This is a genomic window from Bacillus sp. RCC_6_1 (assembly GCF_041360755.1).
GTDB lineage: Bacteria > Bacillota > Bacilli > Bacillales > Bacillaceae_G > Bacillus_A > Bacillus_A cereus.
Genome location: NZ_JBFUPV010000001.1, coordinates 345441 through 371488, shown reverse-complemented (window position 1 = coordinate 371488; position 26048 = coordinate 345441). Strand labels below are relative to the sequence as shown.

Sequence of the window (26048 nt, the reverse complement as noted above, 5' to 3'; positions counted from 1 at the left end):
AATCTTGTAGTGTTCAGGTTGTGTGATCACCGTCATAGCTTATGGGAAATGAAGCGGAAAATGAGGTGAATGGATATGCCAAAGCAGAATAAGGCGTATAAATTTCGTCTGTATCCAACAGAAGAACAAGCACATCTCATATGTAAAACGTTCGGATGTGTACGCTTTGTGTATAATAAAATGCTGGCTGAACGGAAAGAAATATATGAAAAACACAAAGCGAACAAGGAAGAGCTGAAGAAACAAAAATTCCCTACTCCTGCGAAATATAAAGTGGAGTATGAATGGTTGAAAGAAATTGATTCATTGGCATTGGCCAACGCTCAATTAAACTTGCAAACTGCGTATAAGAATTTTTTTAGTGGTCAAAGTGAGTTTCCTACATTCAAAAATAAAAAGAGTAGAAAATCCTATACAACGAATCGAGTAAACGGAAATATTATGTTATTTCATGGTTATATCAAATTACCAAAATTGAAAATGGTGAAACTGAAGCAACATAGAGAGATCCCGCCAAATCATATCATCAAATCATGTACGATTTCGATGACACCAACTGGTAAGTATTACGTGTCTATTTTGACCGAATATGAAAAAGAAATCACTCCAAAAGAAGTAGAACGTGTAGTTGGATTAGACTTCGCAATGGCTGAATTGTACGTGAGTAGCGAAGATGAGAAAGCCAATTATCCTCGCTTTTATCATCAGATATTAGACAAATTAGCGAAGGCACAACGAGTATTAGCAAGGCGTGTGAAAGGTTCAGTGCGCTGGAATAAACAACGTATTCGTGTAGCGAAGTTGCATGAAAAGGTCGCCAATCAACGTAAAAATTTTCTTCATCACAAGTCTAAAGAATTAGCTACGAATTTTGACGTTGTAGCAATTGAAGACTTACATATGAAAGGAATGTCACGAGCACTTCGCTTTGGTAAAAGTGTAGCGGACAACGGTTGGAGGATGTTCACGACATTTTTAGAATATAAGCTGCAAGAACAAGGAAAACAGCTTGTAAAAATAGATAAATGGTTTCCTTCTACAAAGATGTGTAGTCGTTGTAGAAATAAAAAAGAAATGCCATTATGTGAACGCATGTATGCGTGTTCGTGTGGACTCACAATCGGCCGTGATTATAACGCAGCTATCAATATCAAAAAAGAAGCCATACGCTTACTAGCGTTGGCATAAATAGTAACAAAATAACCTTTGGAACAAGGGAGTTAGCTCGGCTGTCCTAGGACAAATTCGTTAGCTATCAAAAGTAGCGATGAACCGAGAAGCCCCCACTTAGGGGTATGCTCATAAGAGATACTAAGTGGGGGGGAGTTCACTGTATACGATAGCCATCGCAGCAGCAGGATTTCAGCTATTAGCATATTGCAAGTTTAAATTTCAGTCATTTAATAAAACGTGGGAGCAACATAAAAGAGAAACTCCAAGATATCAAAGGAAAAATAAAAAAGGTATATCGAAACGTAAGGCATAAAGAAAGTGCGTATTGTAAGTTTTGGTGGTAAAAAAGTAATAATTTATAGGAGAGTATTTTAACTTCTAAAATAAAATTTAATTATGTAAGGTGATTAAAGTGATTAGTAGGTCGACCTCTTTTTTATTTTTCTAAATATTACAACTTAAGTTTTTTGAAATCAATATTAAATTTTATGTTTAGTTCACAAACTTTCGGAAAAACTAGGAAAGATATGACAAAGGAGGTTATGAACGGTGGATCATCCAATTCAAGGGTTAATGAAAGCAGCAATGGAAAATTTAAAAGAAATGGTTGATGTAAATACGATTGTTGGAGAGCCTGTTCAAACGGCTGACGGTGGTGTGGTGTTAACGGTTTCTAAAGTAGCGTTCGGTTTTGGAGCAGGAGGTTCTGATTTCCAAACGAATGATGGACAAAGAGCGAACGGTAACGCTGCATTTGGTGGCGGTAGCGCGGGTGGTGTTTCTATTACACCAGTAGCATTTCTTGTGGTGAATAAAGATGGAGTAAATATTCTTCATCTACAAAATGCGACACATTTAGCAGAAAAAATGATTGAATTAGCTCCACAAACAATTGATAAAATTCAATCAATGTTCCAAAAAGAAGAAAAGAAAGAGGGAAATCATCATCCTCAAAACCCTGATGAAATCCTTTAAAAACGCCTGCTTATGAGCAGGCGTTTTTTCTTGTAATCACTATGTAATAAAACACATGAAATTGTAAATAGTTTTTGAAGTTTTTTCTATGTTTCTAAAATTTTTCATGTTAAAATATGCTATAGAATTGAAACATATAAAACGAAGGTGGCTAGGTGCTTTGTCTGGAGGATCTGACCAAGTAAAGAATATGATATATATTAATGGTAATCGTCGAGGTCATTGTTTTATTACATCAGGAATTACGTTTAAAGAGTTTGCGAGTAACATCCCTTCACCGCTTCATCAAGTGTTGCTTTTGAAGCACAACTTTGAATGGACGGATTTTCATTATCATACTTTATTTGAATATGTTGAGGAAGAAAATATACATAAGTTAATTCAAGCAGAGATTGATGAATTTGATGAATTTTGTTGGGTAGATTTTGATGATGCAAGCGATTTAGATGAATTAGAGCCGAAAGAAATTGCAGAATTATTATATTTGGCTCACAAAAAAGAACCACTTGCAAGAACATTCTTTCCGCTGTTGAAAAATCGATTTGTTTATTTTTCACATGATGACGGATGGTACAACAAAGTGTATTATCGTAGAATTGCTGATTTTGTAGGAATGTTAAGTAAAGTCATTCCGTATAAACTCGGTGCTTTCGGTAAGAAACGTTTTTCTTTCTTCCAAAAATCAAAAATTTTCCCAGCAATTTCAAAAGAATTGATCATGGGACTGATTCCACTAATGGAAGATGGTCTTTACATAGATCTAGCAGGGAAGATTGAGTCAAGAAGAGGTCTTGAAATTCCGGTATATGTAGTTGGTTCGTATGAAAGTACGGATGAGGTGTTAGATAATATCGATGAATTGAAAGAGGAAGCAACAGAAACAGGTTGGCTCATTTTTGATAAGAAAGAACAAGAGTGGCAATGGGTTGTTGACTAAGAAAACTTGGCGTATGAAGTCAAGTTTTCTTGTCATTTGAAAGGAGTACAAATGAAGAAATATTATACAATTGTGGGTATTATAAGTATTATTCTCGTGGCAATATTACTTATAACTTGTCCGAAAGAATCAGATTTTAAAGTGTATGTAGAGGATAAGTATGCGTTGAATTGTAATGAGAGTAGTTTTGAATGCACGCAAAATGTAGATGGTAAAAAAGAAAAACTACAATTTGAAAGTACAGATGCACGAAATGGTGTATTCTTTATGACTGTAAAGCAAACATTTAAAACAGAAGCTGGTGTTTCAAAAGAATATAGCGGAGTAGGAATGTTTGGTACATTTCTTTTTGTTTCAGAGAAGACTTTCTAGTAATAGAAGGTCTTTTTTTTATGCTTATGTTCATATAGATGAAGTAAGACAAGCATAGGAGGGATAGCGATGAAGAACACATGTATCGTTTGCGGTGGTGAGGAGTTTTTTTCCTCAACGTTATATGCACGTACGAAACAAGATTGGGCATATGCACCAAACATGTATCGATTTGAAAAAGTATTTATTGAGCATCGAGATGAAGAAAATTATCCAGTGTTTCAAGAAATTACAGCGAAACATTGTTGTGGATGCGGTCATATTATGTTGTATCATGAATGAACACACCAAGTATAACTTGGTGTGTTTTTTTAAAACGCTGACAAAGCAAGCGGATAAAGTAAAGTAAATAAAACAGAAAAACTACCAAAACCAATTGCTGTATATCCAAGTGTTCTTGCTCCGAAATTGACAGCTAATAGGCCAACTAAAATTGCTAGGGAGCCGAGCGTAACTGGATAAAAAGCAATGGAGAATAACGAAAGAAATAAAGCGACATAGCCTACCATTGTGCCGGTATTTGTACCTTCTATCTCATTTGCAATTTCTTTACGCTTATGTCTAATTGGAATGCCAGCTGGTGATATTTCAGCAGCATACTCTTCGTTTTTTTCACCACTTTTAAAATGATGATTTCTCTTTCTTCGCATGTACATCCCTCTCTTTCAATTGGGTGTATCTATAGTATCTTTCAAAATGAGAAGAGCATGAGTATGAGTTAAACCCAAGTAAAGAAAAAATTGGAGAATACGCATTCCATCGTTAACATATCCATCTCCTATTGAAGATAAAGTGTGGGATTTTTTCCACTAGGACTGATTATCAGCCAGCAACAATTGGATTTTTATGAGCAGTTCTCTCCCATTAACTGATCCGCATCCATTGAATTTTGAGGTAGGTGTCTTACTGCAAGCGGGATAAAACAGGAATTTTGGAAAATGATGTAGAATGAAATGAATGATAATACGTGAAGGTAGGGGAATGTATGACGAAATTTAATTGGCACGAGTCAGCGGAGAAGAAATGGGATAGTAGCGCAGAGTTTTGGAATCAAAATAGTCAAGAGATGTGGGACAGTGGTAGCAGAAGTACAATTATTCCGTTTTTTGAACAATACGTGAAGAAAGAAGCACAAGTGCTCGATGTTGGTTGTGGTGATGGCTACGGTACATATAAATTAAGTCGCGCAGGCTATAAAGCAGTGGGAGTAGATTTATCGGAAGTGATGATTCAAAAAGGTAAGGAACGCGGAGAAGGACCGAATTTATCTTTTATAAAAGGAGATCTTTCTGCATTACCATTTGAAAATGAGCAATTTGAATCAATTATGGCAATTAATTCTTTAGAATGGACGGAAGAGCCATTACGAGCGTTAAATGAAATAAAGCGTGTGTTAAAGAAAGATGGATATGCATGTATTGCAATTTTAGGACCGACAGCAAAGCCACGAGAGAACAGTTATCCTCGCTTGTACGGAAAAGACGTTGTTTGTAATACGATGATGCCTTGGGAATTTGAACAGTTAGCGAAAGAACAAGGTTTTAAAGTTGTAGATGGCATCGGCGTATATAAGCGCGGAGTAAATGAGAAGATGTTAGGTCAACTACCTACAGAGTTACAACAATCGTTAACATTCTTATGGGTATTTATGTTAAAAAACGTATAAAGAAATGAAAGAATTTTTAGGAGGTAAATAAGTGCAGAAAATACAAAAAACTGATACAATATCATCAGAACCAATTAAAGGGGGACTAGGGTATATGACAACTACTACAACAGTGAAATCCGATATTGAAATCGCACAAGAAGCGAGTATGAAGAAGATTCAAGAAATTGCAGCTGATTTAAATATTTTAGAAGATGAATTAGAGCCATACGGGCATTATAAAGGTAAGTTATCTCTTGATATTTTTAAGCGCTTACAAGATGAGAAAGACGGTAAAGTTGTTTTAGTAACAGCAATTAACCCAACTCCAGCTGGAGAAGGTAAATCAACAGTAACAGTTGGTTTAGGTCAAGCTTTTAACAAAATTGGTAAGAAAACAGTAATTGCACTTCGTGAACCATCTCTTGGACCGACGATGGGATTAAAAGGTGGAGCAGCGGGTGGCGGTTTTTCACAAGTCGTACCAATGGAAGACATTAACCTTCACTTTACTGGAGATATCCATGCGATCACAACTGCCAATAACGCATTAGCAGCGTTTATTGATAATCATATCCAACAAGGAAACACACTTGGAATTGATACGCGTAAAATCGTTTGGAAACGCTGCGTTGACTTAAATGATCGTGCCCTTCGTAACGTAGTAATTGGTCTTGGTGGACCTGTACAAGGTGTACCACGTGAAGACGGTTTTGACATTACAGTAGCATCTGAAATTATGGCCGTGTTCTGCCTTGCAACAGATATTCAAGACTTAAAAGCACGTTTATCTCGCATCGTAGTTGCCTATAACTTTGCAAATCAACCTGTAACGGTTAAAGATTTAGGTGTAGAAGGTGCGTTAACACTATTATTAAAAGACGCATTAAAGCCGAACTTAGTACAAACGTTAGAAAATACACCAGCTATCATTCATGGCGGACCATTTGCGAATATCGCTCACGGTTGTAACAGTGTTATCGCTACAACAATGGCAGCAAAATTAGGTGATTATGTTATTACAGAAGCTGGATTCGGTGCTGATTTAGGCGCTGAGAAGTTTTTAGATATTAAAGCTCGTGCAGCTGGCATTAAACCAGAAGCAGTTGTTATTGTTGCGACGATTCGTGCGCTTAAAATGCATGGTGGCGTTGCAAAAGATCAATTAAAAGAAGAAAATGTAGATGCATTAGCAAAAGGTATGGAAAACTTACAGAAGCATGTTGAAACAATTCAAAGCTTCGGTGTGCCTTTCGTAATTGCAATTAATAAATTCATTACAGATACAGATGCAGAAGTTACATACTTACAAGAGTGGTGTAATGAGCGTGGCTATGCAGTATCCTTAACAGAAGTTTGGGAGAAGGGTGGCCAAGGCGGAGTTGACCTTGCTGAAAAAGTACTAAAAGAAATCGAAAAAGGTGAAAACAACTACGCACCACTTTATGAATTAGAATTACCCTTAGAAGAAAAAATTCGTACAATTGCTCAAAAGGTATATGGCGCAAAAGATATTGAATTTGCTCCGAAAGCACGTAAGCAATTAGCTCAATATGAAGGAGAAGGTTGGAGTAACCTACCAGTTTGTATGGCGAAAACACAATACTCTCTTTCTGACGATGCAACAAAATTAGGTCGTCCATCTGACTTTATCGTTACAATTCGTGAGTTAAAACCATCTATCGGCGCAGGCTTTATCGTTGCGTTAACAGGTACAATGTTAACAATGCCAGGTCTTCCAAAACAACCAGCAGCACTTCAAATGGATGTAAATGAAGATGGAAAAGCAGTAGGTTTATTCTAAAAGGTTGTAATTCATCTCGTTTATCTGTAAACTATATATACATCAAGTGGCGCCTTTCCATCGAAAGGCGCCTGTTTTTTGGAGGAAATTATGTTTGATCCAACTGCTTTTGACAATTTAAAAGTAATCGTAGAAGGTGCTGTGTATGATTTTGATCTACATGGAGATATTCTTGTAACAGATCGAAAAGATATGATGGATCTTGCTTCATTAAGTCGTATATATCATATCTCATTTCAATTAACAGAACCGTTTGAACCATTAGTAGAAGCAACATTTTCATTATCTGTGGATGCAAAGAACTTGTCTGGTGAAATACTAGAAGTGCCTCAGTTTACACCAGGTTGTGAAATGAAGCTAGCATTTTCATTCCCGTTAGAACAACCAGAAGTAAAATGCGAAGAAATTGAAACATTAATGCGTTCTATATGGGGAAAAGAAAGAATGATTATGCAGAAAGTTTCATACGAATATAATAAGCAAGCGATTTCATATCATAATAAGGTAGAGGTTCTATTTCAAAAAGCGATTACAGAAGACCATGTTGATGATTTAATAGCTGTTATTTCACACATGATAGAAACGGTGCGAACAATACAGCATTTTCTTCAAAAATAGAGATAAAGGAGAAAAACAAATGATAAAAGATATGCAACCATTTTTACAACAAGCTTGGGAGAAGGCTGGTTTTAAAGAGTTAACTGAAATTCAAAAACAAGCGATTCCAACTATTTTAGAAGGACAAGACGTTATAGCTGAATCTCCAACTGGAACAGGAAAAACATTAGCGTACTTATTACCACTTTTACATAAAATTAATCCTGAAGTAAAACAGCCACAAGTTGTTGTTTTAGCGCCAACACGTGAACTTGTAATGCAAATTCATGAAGAGGTTCAAAAGTTTACAGCAGGAACTGAAATTTCAGGTGCATCTTTAATTGGTGGTGCAGATATTAAGCGCCAAGTTGAAAAATTAAAGAAACACCCAAGAGTAATTGTCGGTTCACCAGGCCGTATTTTAGAATTAATTCGTATGAAAAAGCTAAAAATGCATGAAGTAAAAACAATTGTATTTGATGAGTTTGATCAAATTGTAAAGCAAAAAATGATGGGCGCAGTGCAAGATGTAATTAAATCAACGATGCGCGATCGTCAATTAGTATTCTTCTCGGCGACAATGACAAAAGCGGCAGAAGATGCGGCACGTGATTTAGCAGTGGAACCACAATTAGTACGTGTAACACGTGCAGAATCAAAAAGCTTAGTTGAGCATACGTATATCATTTGTGAGCGACGCGAAAAAAATGATTACGTAAGAAGAATTATGCATATGGGCGATGTAAAAGCAGTTGCTTTCTTAAACGATCCATTCCGTTTAGATGAAATTACTGAGAAATTGAAATTCCGTAAAATGAAAGCGGCGGCTCTTCATGCAGAAGCAAGTAAACAAGAGCGTGAAGCGACAATGCGTGCTTTCCGCGGAGGGAAATTAGAAATTCTACTTGCTACTGATATTGCAGCGCGCGGTATCGACATTGACGATTTAACACATGTAATTCACTTAGAATTACCAGATACAGTAGACCAATACATTCACCGCTCAGGACGTACTGGACGTATGGGTAAAGAAGGAACTGTCGTATCTCTTGTAACTCCACAAGAAGAGCGCAAATTACTGCAATTTGCGAAAAAACTAGGCATCGTATTTACGAAGCAAGAAATGTTCAAAGGATCATTCGTAGAAACGAAACCGAAAGCACCAAAGAAAAAGAAACCAGCATTTACTGGGAAGAAAAAGCCTAGATAAATGATGGAGAAGGCGTAACTATTTGTAGTTACGTCTTTTTTGTTTGTAAACAAGTGATAATGGGAATTGTATTAGTGTTTTTAATGTGCCTATCATATATATGCTTCTACTGGGAGTATCGAAAAAAGGGTAGTTTATTTATTTGGTTTATACGAGGAAATAATATAAAAAAGTCGAATATTAAAATGATGCGAAATAATAAAAAGAAGGTACACATATGGATAGGAAATTAGGAATGTTTTTGAATACGAAATATATTGAAGTAAACGAAGGAATACAAAAAGCAAGGGAATGGGATTTAGAATATATTCAATTATATGCTATGAATCCGACTTTCAACTTAGTTAACACCTCAAAGATACAATGGAATACATTAAAAGAAAACTTATCTTTTAATGAGATTCAAGTCCCGTCATTAGCAATTAGCTTCGGAGAAAATGGAATAATAGGAACTGAAGCTGAATGTGTAATAGAGAGTTTTAAATATATTACTGATAAAGGGTTAAGGTTAGGAGCTAACATAGTAACAGCCCATATTGGGAAAATCCCTGATGATGAAAATAGTGAGTACTATGATAAAATGCTACGTGTTTGTAATGAAATAGGGGACTTAGCGTTCAGATTTGGAGGATTCTTCGCCATTGAGACGGGATCTGAAAAAGCAATAGTATTAAAACGATTTTTAGAAACTGCAAACTCGAAAGGACTAGCTGTTAACTTTGACCCAGCAAATTTAATAAGTGATGTAAATGAAAATCCAGGAGAAGGTTTATTACTATTAAAAGATTATATAGTACAAACTCATATTAAAGATTGTAAAGAAGTGAAAAGTGATCGTTCAACTAAGTATATAGAAGTCGCAGCAGGGAATGGTGAAGTAGATTTCGATATATTCTTCAAAGTATTAGATAAAATTGGATTCGACGGATATAACATGATTGAAAGAAATGATTATTTTGATGAACTGGATGGGATGAGTCAGTCGATAAATTTTGCAAAGAAGTACATACCAACTCAAAAGGAATAACGATAGTATTTGTAGAAAGCTACATAGAATATAAAAACCATTAGGGGGAAATGTAATGATCCATAAAGTAGGACAAATTATGTTATATGTAAATAATCAAGATGAGGCAGTAAATTTTTGGACGGAGAAGGTAGGGTTTCATGTAGTTGCAGAGGAAGATAATAAGCAAGGAATGAGATGGATTGAAATCGCTCCGAAAAGCGGTGCGGAAACGAGCATTATATTACATAATAAAGAAGTTATTTCGAAAATGAGCCCAGAATTGAATCTTGGTACACCGTCTTTAATGTTCTTCTCAGAAAATCTTGATCAACTATATACAGATTTAACAAATAAAAATGTTACTGTTGGAGAAATGGTAACTATGCCTTCTGGTAAAGTGTTTAACTTTGCTGATAGCGAAGGGAATTATTTTGCAGTTATGGAGAAGAACCAATAATAATATTGCTATGTGAAAATCCCCCTCAAATATATTTGAGGGGGATTAAATTTTTGAAGTGGATTTTTCATTAGAGAGTTGTTTAATAAAAAATACTCCTTTTTCAATAGCTGTCTCAATATAGCCAACGATTTGATCAAACGTAAATACTTGTAAGTCTTCATGCAAATGTTGCTTTGGATACAACATATCTTCAAAAAGATACTTTCGAAAAGCTAAAACGTTTTCTTTAGAAATCTCTTCAATATCCACAATGTGAGCCTCTTGATTGAGAAGAGAGAAAAGCTGTTGTTCTTGATCGTAATGATGAAGCAACTTTGCATTTAACAATTTAAAATCGTTATAGTACAGGGGTGCGATAGTTTCGTCATTCTCTATTCTATTTTTTAGCCAAGGTAGAAAAAATCCACTTAGCCAATTATCATCGGCAATGAGGTGGGTATAATAGCCTAAAATAAATGGGGAATCTATATGTGATTCATATTTATGAAAAAATGAATCATAATCTATTCTTCTCGTATAGTTCTTCGTTGTACCGGCATAAAAATGTGAGGTTCCTTTTTCTTTTTTTGAATGAACAGCATCAGGGGCTACAGCTCCAAGTAAGAAAGAAGTCTTATCGTGAATTGATAGTTTCTCAGCAATACCACTAGCGATAATAACATGCATAATTCGTGATCCCATGAATGCCACCTCTGTTTCCAGTATTCATTTCAGGAAGAGGACTAAACGGTTAGTATTACTTTCCCTGTACTTTTTCTACTTTCGACCCATTCATGTGCTTTCCCTGCATTTTGAAGTGGAAAAGATTTCGTAGCCTTAATTTGTAAACGTCCGTCACGCAAATAACGGAAAACTTCATTTGCAGTTTCTTGGAGCAGTTCAGGACGCTTTTTTCGTGTGTTTCCAAAGCTAAAACCGAGTATAGAGCGGCAACTTGCATGTAAATCTTTCGTTTGAAAGTTACCAATTTCACCGCTAGCATTACCGAAATGAACGAGGCGACCGTAATAAGCAAGGCAGTTTAAACTTCTTTCAGAAACCGTTCCAGAAATAGAGTCTAAAATTACATCAACCCCTTCACCATTTGTCAGTTCATTGACTTTCTCTACAAAATCTTCATCTTGATGACAAATAACATAATCAGCTCCAGCATCTAAAGCAATTTCTTTTTTTGCTTCACTTCCGACAGTGCCTATAACTGTTCCAGCCTCTAATAGTTTAGCAAGTTGAATAGCAGTAGTGCCAATTCCGCCAGCAGCCGCATGAATGAGTACAGATTCACCTTGTTGAAGCCTTGCAACATTTGCGAGTAAATTATAGCTTGTAAAAGATACGATTGGACAAGCGGCTGCAGTTTGAAAGTCAACTTCATGGGGTAATACGAAAGTAAGATTTTCATTTGCAACAACGTATTCTGCGTAAGATCCATTTTGAGGAAAAGCAATGACACGTTGTCCAGGGTGAATATTTTTCACATGAGAACCGACACGTTCTACAATACCAGTGGCATCTATACCTGGAATAAAAGGTAGTGCTTTATTTCCTTTTTTACCATAACGTAATTTAATATCAGCGAAATTTACACTAGTAGCAACAACGCGAATTAAAACTTGATCTTCTGAAATAGCCGGTATATCCAAATCTGTATATTTCATCACTTCAGGACCACCGAACGACGTTACAACGATAGCTTTCATCATATATCCTCCTAAATTTGACTATATAAATTATTTTAAATCTTTATCAGAAATTGGAAAATTATATAATAGTTATGTGTGGTTATAAGTGAAGCTTATGAACTCAATGAATCATAATATTAATTTATATAAAAAAACTTTAAAAAAATCGAACGAAATATGAATTACCTGCCAATATATAGTGTAAGACAAAGGAGGGCTGGAATATGAAGGGTGAAATAGATTACGCACATTTAATCCAATTAACTTTATCAGGAAATAAAGAAGCATATAGCAAGTTGTATGATAAAACGATTCAAGAAGTATATAAAACAGCACATTTTTTAATAGAGGATAAAACGGATGTAGATGATGTCGTTCAAGAAATATACATACAACTATATGAATCGCTTCGTAAGTATGATAGCGAGAAGCCATTTCGTCCTTGGCTAATTGGACTTGCGATTAAACAAATTCACTCTTATAGAAGAAAGAGGTGGATGCGACTACGAATTATAAAAAAAGCAGAAGAGCAAAGAAAGTCAGTGCAAATTGATTTTTCTAACGATGTTGTAAGTAAAATATCAAACCAAAAACTAATTGAACTCATTCATAAATTACCGTATAAATTGAAACAAGTTATTATCTTAAGATACTTACACGATTATTCACAAGAAGAAGTAGCACAAATATTACATATTCCAATTGGTACTGTGAAATCTAGAATTCACGCAGCATTAAAGAAACTACGTCAAAAAGAGCAAGTAGAAGAAATCTTTTTAGGAGAGGTAGGGAATGTGAAATGAGTTTAGATTGTAGAGTTAGAGAATCTATACAAGAAGAATCGAAGGGAATTGTTGCCCCGCCGGAGTTAAAAGAAAAAGTAATTGTTCAGATTAAAATGAATCGCGGAGGGAACAAAAGGAAGAAGCGTCTTATTGCAGGAGTGCTTGCGGCAGCATTTTTAATCCCGACGACTGGTTTTGCGTATCAATCTATTATGGCGGATGGTATATACGGATCTTTCGAGAATTTAAAAAAACATGCCGGAACGATGACATTAGAGGCGTATATGCGTTTTAGTGCAAAATTATCAGAGGCGAAAGATGAAATGGGTACGAAGGAATATGAAGAGTTTACAAAAGAACTAAAAAAATTAACAAATGCAAAACTTACGTACGGAGATTCGAACGGTAATATTGATTATGATCAATTATCACCAGCAAAAAGAGAAGAAATGAAAAAGGTAAGTATGGGTCTTCAGCCATACTTTGATAAATTAAATGGTCATAAGTCTAGTAAAGAAGTATTAACACAAAAAGAGTTTGACCGTTATGTGGAAGCTTTAATGACATATGAAATCGTACAAGTGAAGACAAAATCAACTGGTGGGATGAAAGTAGAAGAAGTACCTGAGGCGTACAAAGAAAGATTTATTCAAGCGGAGCAGTTTATGGAGTATGTAGATGAAAAGGTGAGATAAGTAAAAAGCTCAATGCTTTAGCTTTGAGCTTTTTTATTAAAACAAAAAAAGAGTGTTCAATTATATTTTTTCATATTTGCAGTATCTTTTTGTATAAAACAATCTAAAAGTGAATAACCAGCTATTAAACTAATTATCGTAACAAAAGTTGTATTTATTAGAATAATATTAACTAAATAAGGTAGGTATTCTGCAAGTGGTGAAAAGAGTAGTGCTGGGGAAAAGGAAATGAATAGTGTAGGCACTGTAATAGCAATAAATTTATCCGGTTGAAAGCTCCAGTTTTGTTTACTTGTTTCGCGATTAATAGATTGAAGGAATCGTAATAAAATGCCAACTATAAGAGGGAAGAGTGTAAAGTAGAATAATCTTGGATAAACGTTAAAGTTCACTTGCGTGTCTGTATCTAAATAAAATTGAATTTTTACTCCTACAAATAATAATAAGACGATAAATAATGTAAAGCAGAGGTATAGCATCACTTTTTGCATTATATTCCACCATCCTTTACTCAAAATATATTCAAAAAAAGAAGAGATATACAATAACTACTGTTGTATATCTCTTCTTTTACTGTTAGTTAATAGTGGAGTTTGCTTTTTCTTGCTTCGTGAAATAATCAATAATGCCCATTGCACTAATTTCTATATCTAGATGTAAAATATTATAAACGGAATGATCTGATGGAACGTTTAACTTTGTAAGATGAGAAGAGATTTTATCCATTAACAAAGTTTGTAAAGCTTTAGTCGCTTCATCGAAATCATTATACTTTTCAAAGACTTCCTTACCAGTCTGAACGAAAATAGGTAGCCAATGTTCCAGTTGATTGTATACTTCTGTAACATGAGAGGATGCGCCGTAATGACCGAAATAAATAGTATCTACATCCATACTTTGAATATGATTTTTAGAAGCAATCATCGCATCTGGTTGAAATTGTGAAGGGGACGTTGATGGTAGATACAGTTCTACACCAACGTTTGCGAGTTCTCTATAATAAATTCCAATTGTATCACCAGTGAAAATCCCGTTTGTTAATGAATCGTGAATGCTAATATGGTGCTTAGCATGCCCCGGTGTATCGTAAAATGTAAGGATACGTTCTTCGGCAATTTTTAACGTATCACCATGTTGTACAATACGAACACGTTCTTCTTCTATAGGAAGAATTGGATCAAAGAGTTTATCGAAATCTTCTTTGTAGACAGCTTTTGCACCTAAAATGAGTTTTGTTGGATCAATCATATGACGAGCACCACGAGAATGCACATATAACGTAGCATTTGGGCACTTCTCCATCATTAAACCAGCTGCGCCAGCGTGATCTAAATGCACATGTGTAACGATAATGTTTTTAACATCGTTTAAATCAATATGTAATTGTTGTAAGCCGTCTAAAATATACGGAAGAGAAGGGGCTGCACAAGTTTCAATTAAAGTAATATCGTCACCTAATAAAACGTACGTACCTGTTCGTTCATTATGCTGTAAATCGAAATCATCAATAAGATATAGGTGAGAAGATAATTGCTCTACTTTTTTCATATTTACCACTCCTTATATACTGCATGTTTCTATTATACGATAAAATAGAAAAAAGGCAGAAAACGAAGCTCGTCTTCTGCCTTTTTGTAATATTATTATTTCGTTTGTTGTTTATTAATAGACATAATGAACAGTCCAACAATCCCGCCTACTAATGGAAGCATAATTTCTCCTGCTAAATTAAAGTAGGAGCTTAAGAATAAACCATTTACATCGATTACCCAGCCAGTAACATACAATAACATCATATATAGTACGAAATAAAACTCGCGATTTGAAATCGTTTCATGTTGTGCAGTTTTCATAATGGACACCATCCTTTTCTTTTATAATGGAATATAAACTGTCACATTTTGTTCACATTTCAATTGTAAAACTTTCCATCATAAAAGTCTAGTAGTATGTGTCGAATTTTGAACGAAAATAAAGCGCTATCATTATATCTTATAAGTACGTAATAAGAGATGTATATTCACGAATGTAGTATAGTATAAACATAGAATGATAGTGAAGAGAGGGGCAAAGACAATGACAGTTTATGATTTTTCAGCTAAAACAATTACCGGTGAAGAAAAATCGTTAAAAGATTACGAAGGAAAAGCACTTCTTATTGTAAATGTAGCTAGTAAATGTGGTTTCACACCGCAATATAAAGGATTACAAGAGGTGTATGATAAATATAAAGACCAAGGACTTGAAATACTCGGATTCCCTTGTAACCAATTCGGAGGACAAGAACCAGGTACAGAAGCGGATATTACTAGTTTTTGTGAATTAAACTACGGTGTAAACTTCCCAATGTTTGCAAAGGTTGATGTGAAAGGTGATAAGGCTCATCCTTTATATACATACATGACAGAACAAGCACCAGGTTTACTCGGTATGAAAGCAGTGAAATGGAATTTTACGAAGTTTTTAATTGGAAAAGACGGGAAAGTAGTAGGGCGTTTTGCGCCGCAGACGAAGCCGGTAGATTTAGAGGTTGAGATTGAGAAGGTACTTGGAGAATAATTAGGAGTTTCACTTTATTAAAAAACGTCTCAAAGAACAATGTAGTTCTTTGAGACGTTTTCTTTAAACTCACATTTTCAAGATTAAATTACTGTATCAAAGCCATCTGATTTAGGTAGAGAAGCTGCTTTTTTCATAAGCACTTCCCATAAGTGTACGGATTTCTTCCATTCTGCTGCAGCCTGCCCCTGTTTATACATAGCATTCTCATAACTGGCAGTAAGTTGTTGCATATCGGCCGAGTTGTAAAGTGTATCGATATGGAGAGCGTATTCTCGGAATGTTTGACTTTCACCCCGTGGCATGCCAATTCTCGCAAATTGTTTTAAAAGTGCACCGTAAGCTTTTTGATAAACAGCATCATCTTTTCGGTATTTATAGAAATGAATAATAAGAAATGTCCTCCATATCATTCTAGTGGTGAAGAGAATGTATCCCATAATACTAATTAGTATCGTAGAGAGGAATACGTACCACAAAGACAAACTAGTTTTAGAATTTGTGACCTTTTTAGTAGAAGCTTCTTCTGTATTTTTTATTAAACTTTTAAGTTTTGCTTCATTATTTCGTTGTTGTATTTGCGTGTTATTAGAATTATTTGCTTCGCTATTTTGTGAAATAGGAGCAGGCGTATTATTTATAAAGTTATAGGGATTAGTAAATCCTTTTGTTGGTTCGAATGGAATCCATCCGTATCCTGGGAAATATACTTCGACCCAAGAGTGTGCGTTATCGTTCGTGATTGTATAAACATCCTCACCTTCTGGAGAGGCAAGTGTATTGTCAAGAGTTCCTTCTGTATAGCCTTTTACCCAGCGAGCAGGAATCCCGACAGAACGAAGTAGTACAATCATAGACGTCGAAAAATTATTACAGTAGCCGCTTTTTGTATCGAAAAGGAATTGATCTACATAATCTTGGCTTTTGGCAGGGAATAAGACATTCGTTGATTCGTATGTAAAAGAGTTGTCTGTGAAGTAATTTTCAATAGCTAATACTTTATCATATCGGTTGTCTTTATCATTTGTAAGATTGGCAGCCAAGTCTTTTACGCGCTGTGGTAATGACTCGGGAAGTTGTGTGTACTTTGTCATAAAATAAGGATTTGTTTCTTGACCTTCATTTGTTTTTACAGCTTTCAAGTTTTCTATGGAAAACTTAGGGATCTCATATGTTACTTTATACGAATGTAAAGTAGTAGAAGAGTCTCCATTCATTGTATAAATTTTTTCTGAAAACGGGTCAACACTGTATGATACATCAGAAGCAGCCTCAACTGATACTAATCCTGCTGGATAGGTAAGGTGAGGGTAACTTTTTTGCATGGTAATTGTTGCCTCAGTCGTTTCCGTTTTTGTATTTTGTTCGTACCAGCTTACGACGTCGTTTTTATTTTTAAAAGAAACCTTTTTCGGATTTTCAGAAATTCCCCAGCCTTTTCCTGTATAAAAATCTTTTGTTTCTACTCTCCAATATTGTTTGTTTTGCGTTCGTGCTGTGAAAACAATTGTAGGATCCGCCTTAAAAGGACCGCCTAATCGCGAGTCATCTAAACCATACCCAATTGTAGAAATTTTTTGTTCTTTACTTGCTTCAGATGTGTTGAATTTTAAAAAATCCATTGGGTTTGGCCATTGAGGGCCAAATTTTGGAGCAAAGTATGCAATGGTTGCTAATAATACGATAAATATTGTAAGTGGTCTAAGTAATTTTGAGATTTGTCTAGCATAATTTTGTAAGTGTTCACGTTCTTTTATTCGTTCTACTTGAAGAAGACTAAGCATAAAAAAGCCGATGACAACAGTACGAATAATAGCGTAGTTTGCATTGTATAAATGTAAGTTATGAAAAGTTGCGATATAAATAATAGTCAATACAAGGAATAGAAACCCACGTTTTTTATGAATAATCCAAAATGAAGTGAAAGAACTCAAAAACCAAAATGAGAGAAAAAATAAAACCGTCGGAAAAACTGGGGAAATATCTAGTAAATTCCCTTGGAAAAACAGGGAGGAATTTCGAAACATATCAGAAAAGAATGTTGTTAGCCAAGATGGATTTATAAAAGCATTTTTATAATATAGGGAATGAATGATAAATAAGACTGTGACAATTTTTATAGGAATCTGCCACCTCGTTTGAAAAAAAGAGAGAGCGAAGCAAATTCCTATAAATGTTACGAAAATATCTAATCTACCTACATTTGTAATACCTATAAGAGGTCTTAGCCATTCTAGTAAAAGAAGAAATACACATGCATGCATGAAGAATCTGTTCGTATCCCACTTGTATTTTGCTTGTAATATCATCATTTGCTCACCTCAAAAAACACGTTTGTATACCGGTTTTCATAAACCGTGTTTACAAATATTTGTCGTTTTTTTAGAGTTTCTAGTATACTGAGTTCTCGGTGTGAAAGTTGATTCGCTTTTTCTTTCACGACAAAAACCATACATTTTCTATTTCTTATAGCAGCACAATCAGCCGCCTTTTGAATATCGGGAGAAAGATTACTGGTCACGAGTATAACCGTGACGGGCTCATAAATTTTTCTTAGTTCCATGTCTACACTCTGGGAGAGCGGAAATACACTGTCTGCTTGTACTTTTGCTAAATGACAAAGGATTTGTTGTAACTGCGTATCTCCATTGTCTAAAGGGAAAATAGTTTGTTCTTTTCCGATAGACACGAATGATGCTGGTGAATTTTGTTTCAAGACAGCCCTTACAATAGAGGCAGTAAATGTGACGACTGATTCGAATAGAGGAGACTCGTTTCTGTCTATGAATATCATGATATTATGGCTGCGCTGTTGTTCAAACTCTTTTGTCATAATATTGTTTGTTCGTGCAGTTGCTTTCCAATCAATCCATGAAAAGCGATCACCAGGTTTATAGTCTCTGACACCGACAGAGATTGTAGAGTCTTTTGCTGAATTTATATTTGCTGAAAGCGCTCCTTGTTCGAAATGATTTTCCAATTGTCGATACGCTATATCTACATACTGGGGATAGACTAAAAATGTATTTGGAACTGAAAAAGTTGCTTCTTTCTCTATCATGCCGAATAAATCGCCGGTTTTGACACGTACGCTTGAAAAAGTGTGCTCGCCTCTAGGGATTGTGTCAATAACATATTGAAACGAAATATTTCGTTTCAATCCTGGGAAGAGTACTACCTTATTCATCTTTATTTGTTTACAACTTATAAATTGTGGTGGCAGTTCATCTTCTATAACTAAATAAAGTAAGGGAAAAGGAAATTTTCTTTTTATTGTAATCGTGCTTACAAATTGTTCTCCTACTACATATCCATTTTGGTTTGTTATTCGCTTTACTTCAGCGTCCCGTAAAGCGTAGAAGGGGAGTAGTAGTGAATAAAGAGCAATGGGAATTATGCTGTAAAATAAAAACCAACTTACAAACCCTCCTTGAAACATAGCGTACACAAATGTTAAGACTAGGCATAAAGGGAGTAGCAATAACTTCATAACGTGATATAGCGCTCGCAGCATTCGTTTCATCAAGGGTTCATCGTCCTTTGAGTAGGCACGGTAGTTCGTGCAACGATTTTTGCGATAACTTGTTCGCCAGTTATTCCTTCAAATTTTGCTTCCATTTTTAGAATGAGTCTATGTGCTAAAACGTAAGGGGCTAAAAGTTTAACATCGTCTGGAATAACATAATTCCTGCCATGGATAAATGCATAAGCTTGTGAAGCTTTCATTAAAGCAATCGAACCACGTGGACTTACACCTAACTGTATAGAACTGTACGTACGAGTCTGATTAACAAGCTTTACAATGTAATGCTTAATTGCTTTGTCCATACTTACTACCCGTACGCTTTGTTGTAAATAAAGTAATTCTTCTATTGTAGTAATGGTCTGTAATTGAGAGAGTGGATTCGTTTTTTTCATCCGGTTTAAAATTTCAAATTCTTCCTCTGGTGTAGGATATCCCATTTTTAGTTTCAATAAGAAACGATCGAGTTGAGCTTCTGGTAGAGAATATGTTCCTTCATATTCGACCGGATTTTGTGTAGCCATGACAAAGAACGGCTTTGGTAAAGGCTTTGTAATGCCATCTATTGTAATATTGCCTTCTTCCATACATTCAAGTAAAGCAGATTGTGTCTTTGGAGATGTACGATTAATTTCATCAGCAAGTACAAAATTCCCCATAATTGGTCCAGGCTTGAACTCAAATTGGAGCTCTTTCGGATTATAAATAGAAACTCCTGTTACATCTGACGGCAATAAATCAGGTGTAAATTGAATTCGCTTATAATCAGCATCAATGGATTTAGAAAGAGCACGTACTAGCATTGTTTTCCCGACACCAGGAACATCTTCTAATAGCACATGACCTTCAGCTAAGAGAGCTGTCAAAACTAAGATGGTTTCTTTTCGTTTTCCGACCATTATTTTTTCAATATTATTGATTATTTTTTCTACAGTGGGATGTAATGAATCAAGCTGGGGCATCGTAATCCTCCTAATGTTATTATCGTTTTCTAATCAATTTAGTGGACATATTTCTAATTCTATTTGTAGATAGTAAAACTTCTACCTTAAATTCTGAGAATATTCAGATTATTTATTTCGATTACATCTAGTATAATTGTTTCCGTAACTAAGGGCAATACAGTAAATAATGATTTGTAGTTTTATGTAAAATCAGACTCGATATAAAATAATAACATTGGGAAAAATTTTTTTACACACAATTTATACTCTTTTCCTTATGGTAGTTTTGAAATAATATCAAAACTCTTTTTCTTTTGCAAAATAGTCGATACCTCAAAATAGCATTCTCCTAATAATTAAGATTAACCATAATCTTCACAACGGAACAAAAGATTTTCTCACAAACTTATTTTCTACTGAATTTTTGACAATCTCTTGAACTGTGCGAAATGTCACATCTGTATTTTACAACCTCTCTTATAGTAAGGGTATGTAAGAGAGACGTATTAAAGGAGTGAACAGTATGAAGAAAAAAACTTCAGCACTAATGAGACGTTTAAAATATTTTTCGCCAATAGATCGTTATAACGATAATCATACACAAGAAACATATGAAGATCGCGAATGGGAAAATGTGTACAGAAAGCGTTGGCAGCATGATAAAGTAATTCGTTCTACACACGGCGTGAACTGTACTGGTTCATGTAGCTGGAATATATATGTGAAAGATGGAATTGTAACTTGGGAAGGGCAGGAGCTTAACTATCCGACTACAGGTCCTGATATGCCAGATTTTGAACCGCGAGGATGCCCACGTGGAGCAAGCTTTTCTTGGTACATTTATAGTCCACTTCGTGTGAAATACCCGTATGTACGTGGTGTTCTTTGGAATATGTGGCAAGAAGAATTGCAAAATAACGAGTCACCATTAGAGGCTTGGAAAAGCATTGTGGAAAACCGTGAAAAGGCACGTACGTATAAGCAGGCGCGTGGTAAAGGGGGATTCATTCGTGCGAATTGGGATGAAGTGTTACAACTCGTTTCAGCTTCATTACTGTACACAGTAATGAAATACGGTCCAGACCGAAATGTTGGCTTTTCACCAATTCCAGCTATGTCGATGTTAAGTCATGCTGCTGGTAGTCGCTTTATGCAACTTATGGGTGGACCGATGCTTAGCTTCTATGATTGGTATGCGGATTTACCACCAGCTTCTCCTCAAATTTGGGGTGATCAAACAGATGTACCAGAAAGTAGTGACTGGTATAACTCTGGTTACATTATGACATGGGGTTCAAATGTACCAATGACGAGAACACCAGATGCACACTTTTTAGCAGAGGTTCGATATAAAGGAACGAAAGTCGTTTCTGTCAGTCCTGATTTCGCTGAATCAACAAAGTTTGCGGATGATTGGATTAGTGTGAAACAAGGTACAGACGGTGCACTTGCGATGGCAATGGGACACGTAATCTTACAAGAATTTTACGTGGATAATCAAGTGGAATATTTCACAAAGTATGCGAAGCAATATACTGATTTTCCTTTCTTTGTCACATTGAAACAAAAAGGAGATCAATTCGTTGCTGATCGGTTCTTAAATGCTTCTGATATTGGACGAGAAACGAAGTTAGGGGAATGGAAACCTGTTCTTTGGAACGAGAATACGAATGATTTTGCAACACCTCACGGCACAATGGGGTCACGTTGGGATAATGAAAAGAAATGGAACTTGCGTTTAGAAGATGAAGAAACAGGTGAAAAGATTGATCCACGTCTTTCTTTACTTGGAATGGAAGAAGCGATTGGAACTGTACAAATTCCGTACTTCTCTGATGATGGAAACAAAGTATTAGAACGTACGATTCCAGTGAAAAAGGTTATGACAGAAGAGGGCGAATTGTTCGTTACAACTGTATACGACTTAACGTTAGCAAATTACGGTGTGAACCGAGGGCTTGGCGGACAAGAACCGAAAGACTTCAATGATGATATACCGTTTACACCTGCATGGCAAGAGAAAATGACAGGAGTAAAACGTGAGCTTATTATTCAAATCGCTCGTGAGTTCGCACAAAATGCTGTTGATACGAATGGTCGCTCAATGATAATTGTCGGAGCGGGTATTAACCATTGGTTTAACTCTGATACGATTTATCGCGCCGTTTTAAATCTTGTTCTTCTCGTTGGAGCACAAGGTGTAAACGGCGGTGGTTGGGCTCATTATGTTGGTCAAGAAAAATTAAGACCAGCAGAAGGATGGCAAACAATCGCGATGGCAAAAGATTGGCAAGGTCCACCGAAATTACAAAACGGTACATCCTTCTTCTATTTCGTAACAGATCAATGGCGTTATGAAGATACACCTGTTGGACATTTAGCATCACCAGTTGAAGGTAACTCTCGTTATCAACATCACGGTGATTACAACGTATTAGCTGCACGACTTGGCTGGTTACCTTCTTATCCAACATTCGAGAAAAATGGAATTGAATTATATAAAGAGGCTGTTGCTGCTGGTGCAACAACGCAAGAAGAAATCGGAAAATACGTTGCACAAAAATTAAAAGAAAAAGAACTGAAATTTGCGATTGAAGATCCAGATAACAAAAACAACTTCCCGCGCAACTTATTCGTATGGCGTGCGAATTTAATTTCGAGTTCTGGTAAAGGACATGAATATTTCTTAAAACATTTATTAGGTACAACAAACGGGTTAATGAATGACGACAGTGATTCATTACGACCAGAAGAAATAAAGTGGCATGAAGAAGCGCCAGAAGGGAAGCTTGATTTACTCATTAATTTAGATTTCCGTATGGCTGGAACAGCACTGTATTCTGATATCGTCTTACCTGCTTCAACTTGGTACGAAAAACACGATTTAAGCAGTACAGATATGCATCCATTTGTACATCCATTTAATCCGGCAATCGGTTCACCGTGGGAAGCGCGCTCTGACTGGGATATTTTCACTTCTCTTTCTAAAGCAGTGTCTGATTTAGCGAAGAAAATCGATCTTGAACCAATGAAAGAAGTTGTGGCAACACCGCTTCTTCATGATACACCGCAAGAATTAGCGCAACCACTTGGCAAAATTAAAGACTGGAGTAAAGGCGAGTGTGAACCGATTCCAGGTAAAACGATGCCACAAATTCACGTTGTTGAAAGGGATTATAAAACGATTTATGACAAAATGACTGCGCTTGGACCAAATGCCGGAAAACAACCGATTGGTACGAAAGGGATCTCTTGGTCAGCAGAAAAAGAGTATGAGCAATTAAAGAGCAAATTAGGAGTCGTTCGAACGGATTCTATCGCGAAAGGTTGTCCAGACATTAAAGAAGCAATCAATGCTGCTGAAGCGGTATTAACACTATCTTCTACAACAAACGGTCATATGGCAGTAAAAGCATGGGAAGCACTTGAAAAACAAACAGATTTAAAACTACGTGATTTAGCAGAAGAACGTGAAGAAGAATGCTTTACATTCGAACAAATTACAGCACAACCGAAAACAGTAATTACTTCTCCGGCCTTTACAGGTTCAGAAAAAGGTGGACGACGTTACTCACCGTTTACAACAAATGTGGAACGTCTCATCCCTTGGAGAACGATAACTGGTCGACAATCTTTCTACTTAGACCATGACATGATGAAAGAATTTGGTGAAACGATGGCAACATTTAAACCAATTCTGCAACATAAACCGTTCCGTAAATCACGACCTGAAGTAGAAGGGAAAGAAATTACATTAAACTATTTAACACCGCATAATAAGTGGTCGATTCATAGTATGTACTTCGATTCATTACCGATGTTAACGCTATTTAGAGGTGGTCCAACTGTTTGGATGAATAAAGAGGACGCTGCTGAAGCGGGTGTTGCAGATAATGATTGGATTGAGTGCTTTAATCGTAACGGTGTTGTTGTAGCGCGTGCTGTTGTAACGCACCGTATACCGAGAGGAATGGCATTTATGCATCATGCGCAAGATCGTCACATTAACGTACCTGGTACGAAATTAACAAGTAATCGCGGGGGAACGCATAATAGTCCAACTCGAATTCACGTAAAACCGACACATATGATTGGTGGATATGGTCAATTAAGTTATGGATTTAACTATTATGGTCCAACTGGGAACCAGCGTGATTTAAATGTTGTAATCCGTAAACTGAAGGAGGTAGATTGGCTTGAAGATTAAAGCACAAGTCGGAATGGTAATGAACCTAGATAAATGCATCGGCTGTCATACTTGTAGCGTAACATGCAAAAACACCTGGACAAATCGTCCAGGTGCTGAATATATGTATTTCAATAACGTAGAAACGAAACCAGGTATTGGTTATCCGAAACAATGGGAAGATCAGGAGAAATATAAAGGCGGCTGGGAATTGAAAAATGGTGAAATTCAGCTAAAATCCGGTTCGAAAATGAAACGTCTTATGAATATTTTCCACAATCCAGATCAACCAACGATTGATGATTACTTTGAACCTTGGAACTATGATTATGAAACGTTAACAAATAGTCCGCAGCGTAAGCATCAGCCAGTTGCTCGTCCGAAATCAGCAATTACAGGCGAATTTATCGACAAAATTGAATGGGGTCCAAACTGGGAAGATGACTTAGCAGGCGGACATATAACTGGATTGCAAGATCCAAATGTAAAGAAAATGGAAGAAGAAATTAAAACAGATTTTGAAAACGTCTTTATGATGTATTTACCACGCATATGTGAACATTGTATGAATCCATCTTGCGTATCATCTTGTCCATCTGGTGCGATGTATAAGCGTGAAGAAGATGGAATTGTTCTTGTAGATCAAAATGCATGTCGCGCATGGAGATTCTGCGTATCATCTTGTCCATATAAAAAAGTGTATTTTAACTGGCAAACGAATAAAGCTGAAAAATGTACAATGTGCTTCCCACGTATTGAAGCTGGTATGCCAACAATTTGTTCAGAAACATGTGTAGGACGTATCAGGTATATTGGAGTAATGCTATATGACGCTGATAAAGTAAAAGAAGCAGCTTCTGTTGAAGACGAAAAAGATTTATATGAATCGCAGCTTACTGTTTTCCTAGATCCAAATGATCCAGAAATAGCAGCTGAAGCGAAAAAACAAGGCATTCCTGAAGAATGGATTAAAGCAGCACAACAGTCACCTATCTATAAAATGATTATCGATTGGAAAATTGCTCTGCCTCTTCACCCGGAGTATCGTACAATGCCGATGGTTTGGTATATCCCTCCGCTTAGCCCAATTATGAACATGGTGGAAGGGAAAGGTAGTAACTGGCAAGCAGAAGAGGTTTTCCCTGCAATTGATAATATGCGTATTCCAATTCAATATTTAGCGAATTTACTCACTACAGGGGATGAATCACACATTCGTCTTACATTGAAAAAAATGGCTGTTATGCGAACATATATGAGAGCACTGCAAATTAATAAAGAGCCAAATGAAGCTGTATTAAAAGAACTTGGTTTAACGAAACAGGATGTAGAAGATATGTATCGTCTTCTTGCCATTGCGAAATATAAAGATCGCTTCGTTATCCCGACATCTCACCGTGAACAAGTGGCAGATTTATATAGCGAACAAGGAAGCTGTGGTTTATCATTCACAGGTGGTCCAGGCTCTTGTATGACAATTTCTTAAATAAAGGGG

The 26048-nt window shown here is 36.0% G+C and carries 25 protein-coding genes; 16 read left to right on the top strand and 9 right to left on the bottom strand.

The genetic code is table 11. From position 1 onward, the window contains the following. Nucleotides 1-75: 75 nt before the first annotated feature. The 5 genes from AB6801_RS01790 (at nucleotide 76) to AB6801_RS01770 (ending at nucleotide 3739) form a co-directional block, all read left to right on the top strand. Complete coding sequence (locus AB6801_RS01790; RefSeq protein WP_097999315.1) at nucleotides 76-1188, top strand: RNA-guided endonuclease TnpB family protein; 1113 nt, start codon at nucleotides 76-78, stop codon at nucleotides 1186-1188. A gap of 534 nt (nucleotides 1189-1722) precedes the next feature. Then, nucleotides 1723-2148 carry a GerW family sporulation protein gene (gene ytfJ, locus AB6801_RS01785; protein ID WP_000349986.1) on the top strand — a complete coding sequence of 142 codons (426 nt, stop codon included), beginning with the start codon at nucleotides 1723-1725 and terminating at the stop codon, nucleotides 2146-2148. 160 nt (nucleotides 2149-2308) lie between these two features. Then, nucleotides 2309-3085, top strand: coding sequence for an oxalate:formate antiporter (locus AB6801_RS01780; protein WP_000014087.1), 777 nt, complete (start codon nucleotides 2309-2311; stop codon nucleotides 3083-3085). 51 nt (nucleotides 3086-3136) lie between these two features. Continuing rightward, nucleotides 3137-3457, top strand: a complete 321-nt coding sequence (locus AB6801_RS01775; protein WP_000761171.1) for a hypothetical protein — start codon at nucleotides 3137-3139, stop codon at nucleotides 3455-3457. 69 nt (nucleotides 3458-3526) lie between these two features. Next, nucleotides 3527-3739, top strand: a complete 213-nt coding sequence (locus tag AB6801_RS01770) for a hypothetical protein (protein ID WP_000798747.1) — start codon at nucleotides 3527-3529, stop codon at nucleotides 3737-3739. A 29-nt stretch (nucleotides 3740-3768) separates the two neighbouring features. On the opposite strand, the gene AB6801_RS01765 is transcribed toward AB6801_RS01770, so the two are convergent. Then, a complete protein-coding gene (locus tag AB6801_RS01765) occupies nucleotides 3769-4107 on the bottom strand; it encodes a hypothetical protein (RefSeq protein ID WP_001253202.1) in 339 nt (112 codons plus the stop codon). Nucleotides 4108-4442: 335 nt separating this feature from the next. On the opposite strand from AB6801_RS01765, the gene AB6801_RS01760 reads away from it, so the two are divergent. The 6 genes from AB6801_RS01760 (at nucleotide 4443) to AB6801_RS01735 (ending at nucleotide 10179) form a co-directional block, all read left to right on the top strand. Next, nucleotides 4443-5123, top strand: coding sequence for a class I SAM-dependent methyltransferase (locus tag AB6801_RS01760; RefSeq protein WP_000160044.1), 681 nt, complete (start codon nucleotides 4443-4445; stop codon nucleotides 5121-5123). 94 nt (nucleotides 5124-5217) lie between these two features. After that, nucleotides 5218-6906 (top strand): formate--tetrahydrofolate ligase, encoded by a 1689-nt coding sequence (locus AB6801_RS01755; protein WP_014482011.1) that lies wholly within the window; start codon nucleotides 5218-5220, stop codon nucleotides 6904-6906. A gap of 90 nt (nucleotides 6907-6996) precedes the next feature. Beyond that, on the top strand, nucleotides 6997-7524 hold the full coding sequence (locus AB6801_RS01750) for a hypothetical protein (protein ID WP_000460219.1): 528 nt from the start codon (nucleotides 6997-6999) through the stop codon (nucleotides 7522-7524). Between the two features lie 19 nt (nucleotides 7525-7543). Next, nucleotides 7544-8713, top strand: a complete 1170-nt coding sequence (locus AB6801_RS01745; protein WP_000588613.1) for a DEAD/DEAH box helicase — start codon at nucleotides 7544-7546, stop codon at nucleotides 8711-8713. A 217-nt stretch (nucleotides 8714-8930) separates the two neighbouring features. Next, on the top strand, nucleotides 8931-9740 hold the full coding sequence (locus AB6801_RS01740; RefSeq protein WP_141530617.1) for a sugar phosphate isomerase/epimerase family protein: 810 nt from the start codon (nucleotides 8931-8933) through the stop codon (nucleotides 9738-9740). A 55-nt stretch (nucleotides 9741-9795) separates the two neighbouring features. Continuing rightward, entirely contained in the window at nucleotides 9796-10179 is a 384-nt protein-coding gene (locus AB6801_RS01735; protein WP_000581467.1) for a VOC family protein, read from the top strand. 45 nt (nucleotides 10180-10224) lie between these two features. Here AB6801_RS01735 and AB6801_RS01730 read toward each other — a convergent pair whose 3' ends face one another. After that, entirely contained in the window at nucleotides 10225-10863 is a 639-nt protein-coding gene (locus AB6801_RS01730; RefSeq protein WP_097999313.1) for a zinc dependent phospholipase C family protein, read from the bottom strand. A 41-nt stretch (nucleotides 10864-10904) separates the two neighbouring features. Next, nucleotides 10905-11879, bottom strand: coding sequence for a quinone oxidoreductase family protein (locus AB6801_RS01725; protein ID WP_000644627.1), 975 nt, complete (start codon nucleotides 11877-11879; stop codon nucleotides 10905-10907). Nucleotides 11880-12085: 206 nt separating this feature from the next. Here AB6801_RS01725 and AB6801_RS01720 point away from each other — a divergent pair, with 206 nt between their 5' ends. After that, complete coding sequence (locus tag AB6801_RS01720; protein WP_000675563.1) at nucleotides 12086-12664, top strand: sigma-70 family RNA polymerase sigma factor; 579 nt, start codon at nucleotides 12086-12088, stop codon at nucleotides 12662-12664. Next, complete coding sequence (locus AB6801_RS01715; protein ID WP_000050697.1) at nucleotides 12661-13341, top strand: DUF3600 domain-containing protein; 681 nt, start codon at nucleotides 12661-12663, stop codon at nucleotides 13339-13341. Before AB6801_RS01720 ends, AB6801_RS01715 begins: the two co-directional genes overlap by 4 nt. 56 nt (nucleotides 13342-13397) lie before the next feature. On the opposite strand, the gene AB6801_RS01710 is transcribed toward AB6801_RS01715, so the two are convergent. The 3 genes from AB6801_RS01710 to AB6801_RS01700 form a co-directional block, all read right to left on the bottom strand. Beyond that, a complete protein-coding gene (locus tag AB6801_RS01710) occupies nucleotides 13398-13832 on the bottom strand; it encodes a hypothetical protein (protein ID WP_001174544.1) in 435 nt (144 codons plus the stop codon). A gap of 85 nt (nucleotides 13833-13917) precedes the next feature. After that, nucleotides 13918-14889: an MBL fold metallo-hydrolase gene (locus AB6801_RS01705; RefSeq protein ID WP_000754970.1), complete on the bottom strand. Its 972-nt coding sequence runs from the start codon at nucleotides 14887-14889 to the stop codon at nucleotides 13918-13920. A 95-nt stretch (nucleotides 14890-14984) separates the two neighbouring features. Then, on the bottom strand, nucleotides 14985-15194 hold the full coding sequence (locus AB6801_RS01700; protein ID WP_000844984.1) for a DUF3925 domain-containing protein: 210 nt from the start codon (nucleotides 15192-15194) through the stop codon (nucleotides 14985-14987). A 223-nt stretch (nucleotides 15195-15417) separates the two neighbouring features. Here AB6801_RS01700 and bsaA point away from each other — a divergent pair, with 223 nt between their 5' ends. Next, nucleotides 15418-15900, top strand: coding sequence for a glutathione peroxidase (bsaA, locus tag AB6801_RS01695; RefSeq protein WP_000219434.1), 483 nt, complete (start codon nucleotides 15418-15420; stop codon nucleotides 15898-15900). Between the two features lie 83 nt (nucleotides 15901-15983). Here the strand turns inward: bsaA and AB6801_RS01690 are convergent, their stop codons facing one another. Genes AB6801_RS01690 through AB6801_RS01680 form a run of 3 tightly spaced genes read right to left on the bottom strand, consistent with a single transcriptional unit; the run spans nucleotide 15984 to nucleotide 20385 of the window. Beyond that, nucleotides 15984-18212 (bottom strand): transglutaminase TgpA family protein, encoded by a 2229-nt coding sequence (locus AB6801_RS01690; protein WP_097999312.1) that lies wholly within the window; start codon nucleotides 18210-18212, stop codon nucleotides 15984-15986. Then, nucleotides 18209-19423, bottom strand: coding sequence for a DUF58 domain-containing protein (locus AB6801_RS01685; RefSeq protein ID WP_097998235.1), 1215 nt, complete (start codon nucleotides 19421-19423; stop codon nucleotides 18209-18211). Before AB6801_RS01685 ends, AB6801_RS01690 begins: the two co-directional genes overlap by 4 nt. Further along, nucleotides 19423-20385, bottom strand: a complete 963-nt coding sequence (locus tag AB6801_RS01680) for an AAA family ATPase (protein ID WP_097998234.1) — start codon at nucleotides 20383-20385, stop codon at nucleotides 19423-19425. Before AB6801_RS01680 ends, AB6801_RS01685 begins: the two co-directional genes overlap by 1 nt. 505 nt (nucleotides 20386-20890) lie before the next feature. Between AB6801_RS01680 and AB6801_RS01675 the strand changes: the two genes are divergently transcribed. Next, entirely contained in the window at nucleotides 20891-24574 is a 3684-nt protein-coding gene (locus AB6801_RS01675) for a nitrate reductase subunit alpha (RefSeq protein WP_000730782.1), read from the top strand. Then, nucleotides 24564-26039, top strand: coding sequence for a nitrate reductase subunit beta (gene narH / locus AB6801_RS01670; protein WP_000692665.1), 1476 nt, complete (start codon nucleotides 24564-24566; stop codon nucleotides 26037-26039). Before AB6801_RS01675 ends, narH begins: the two co-directional genes overlap by 11 nt. Nucleotides 26040-26048 lie beyond the last annotated feature (9 nt).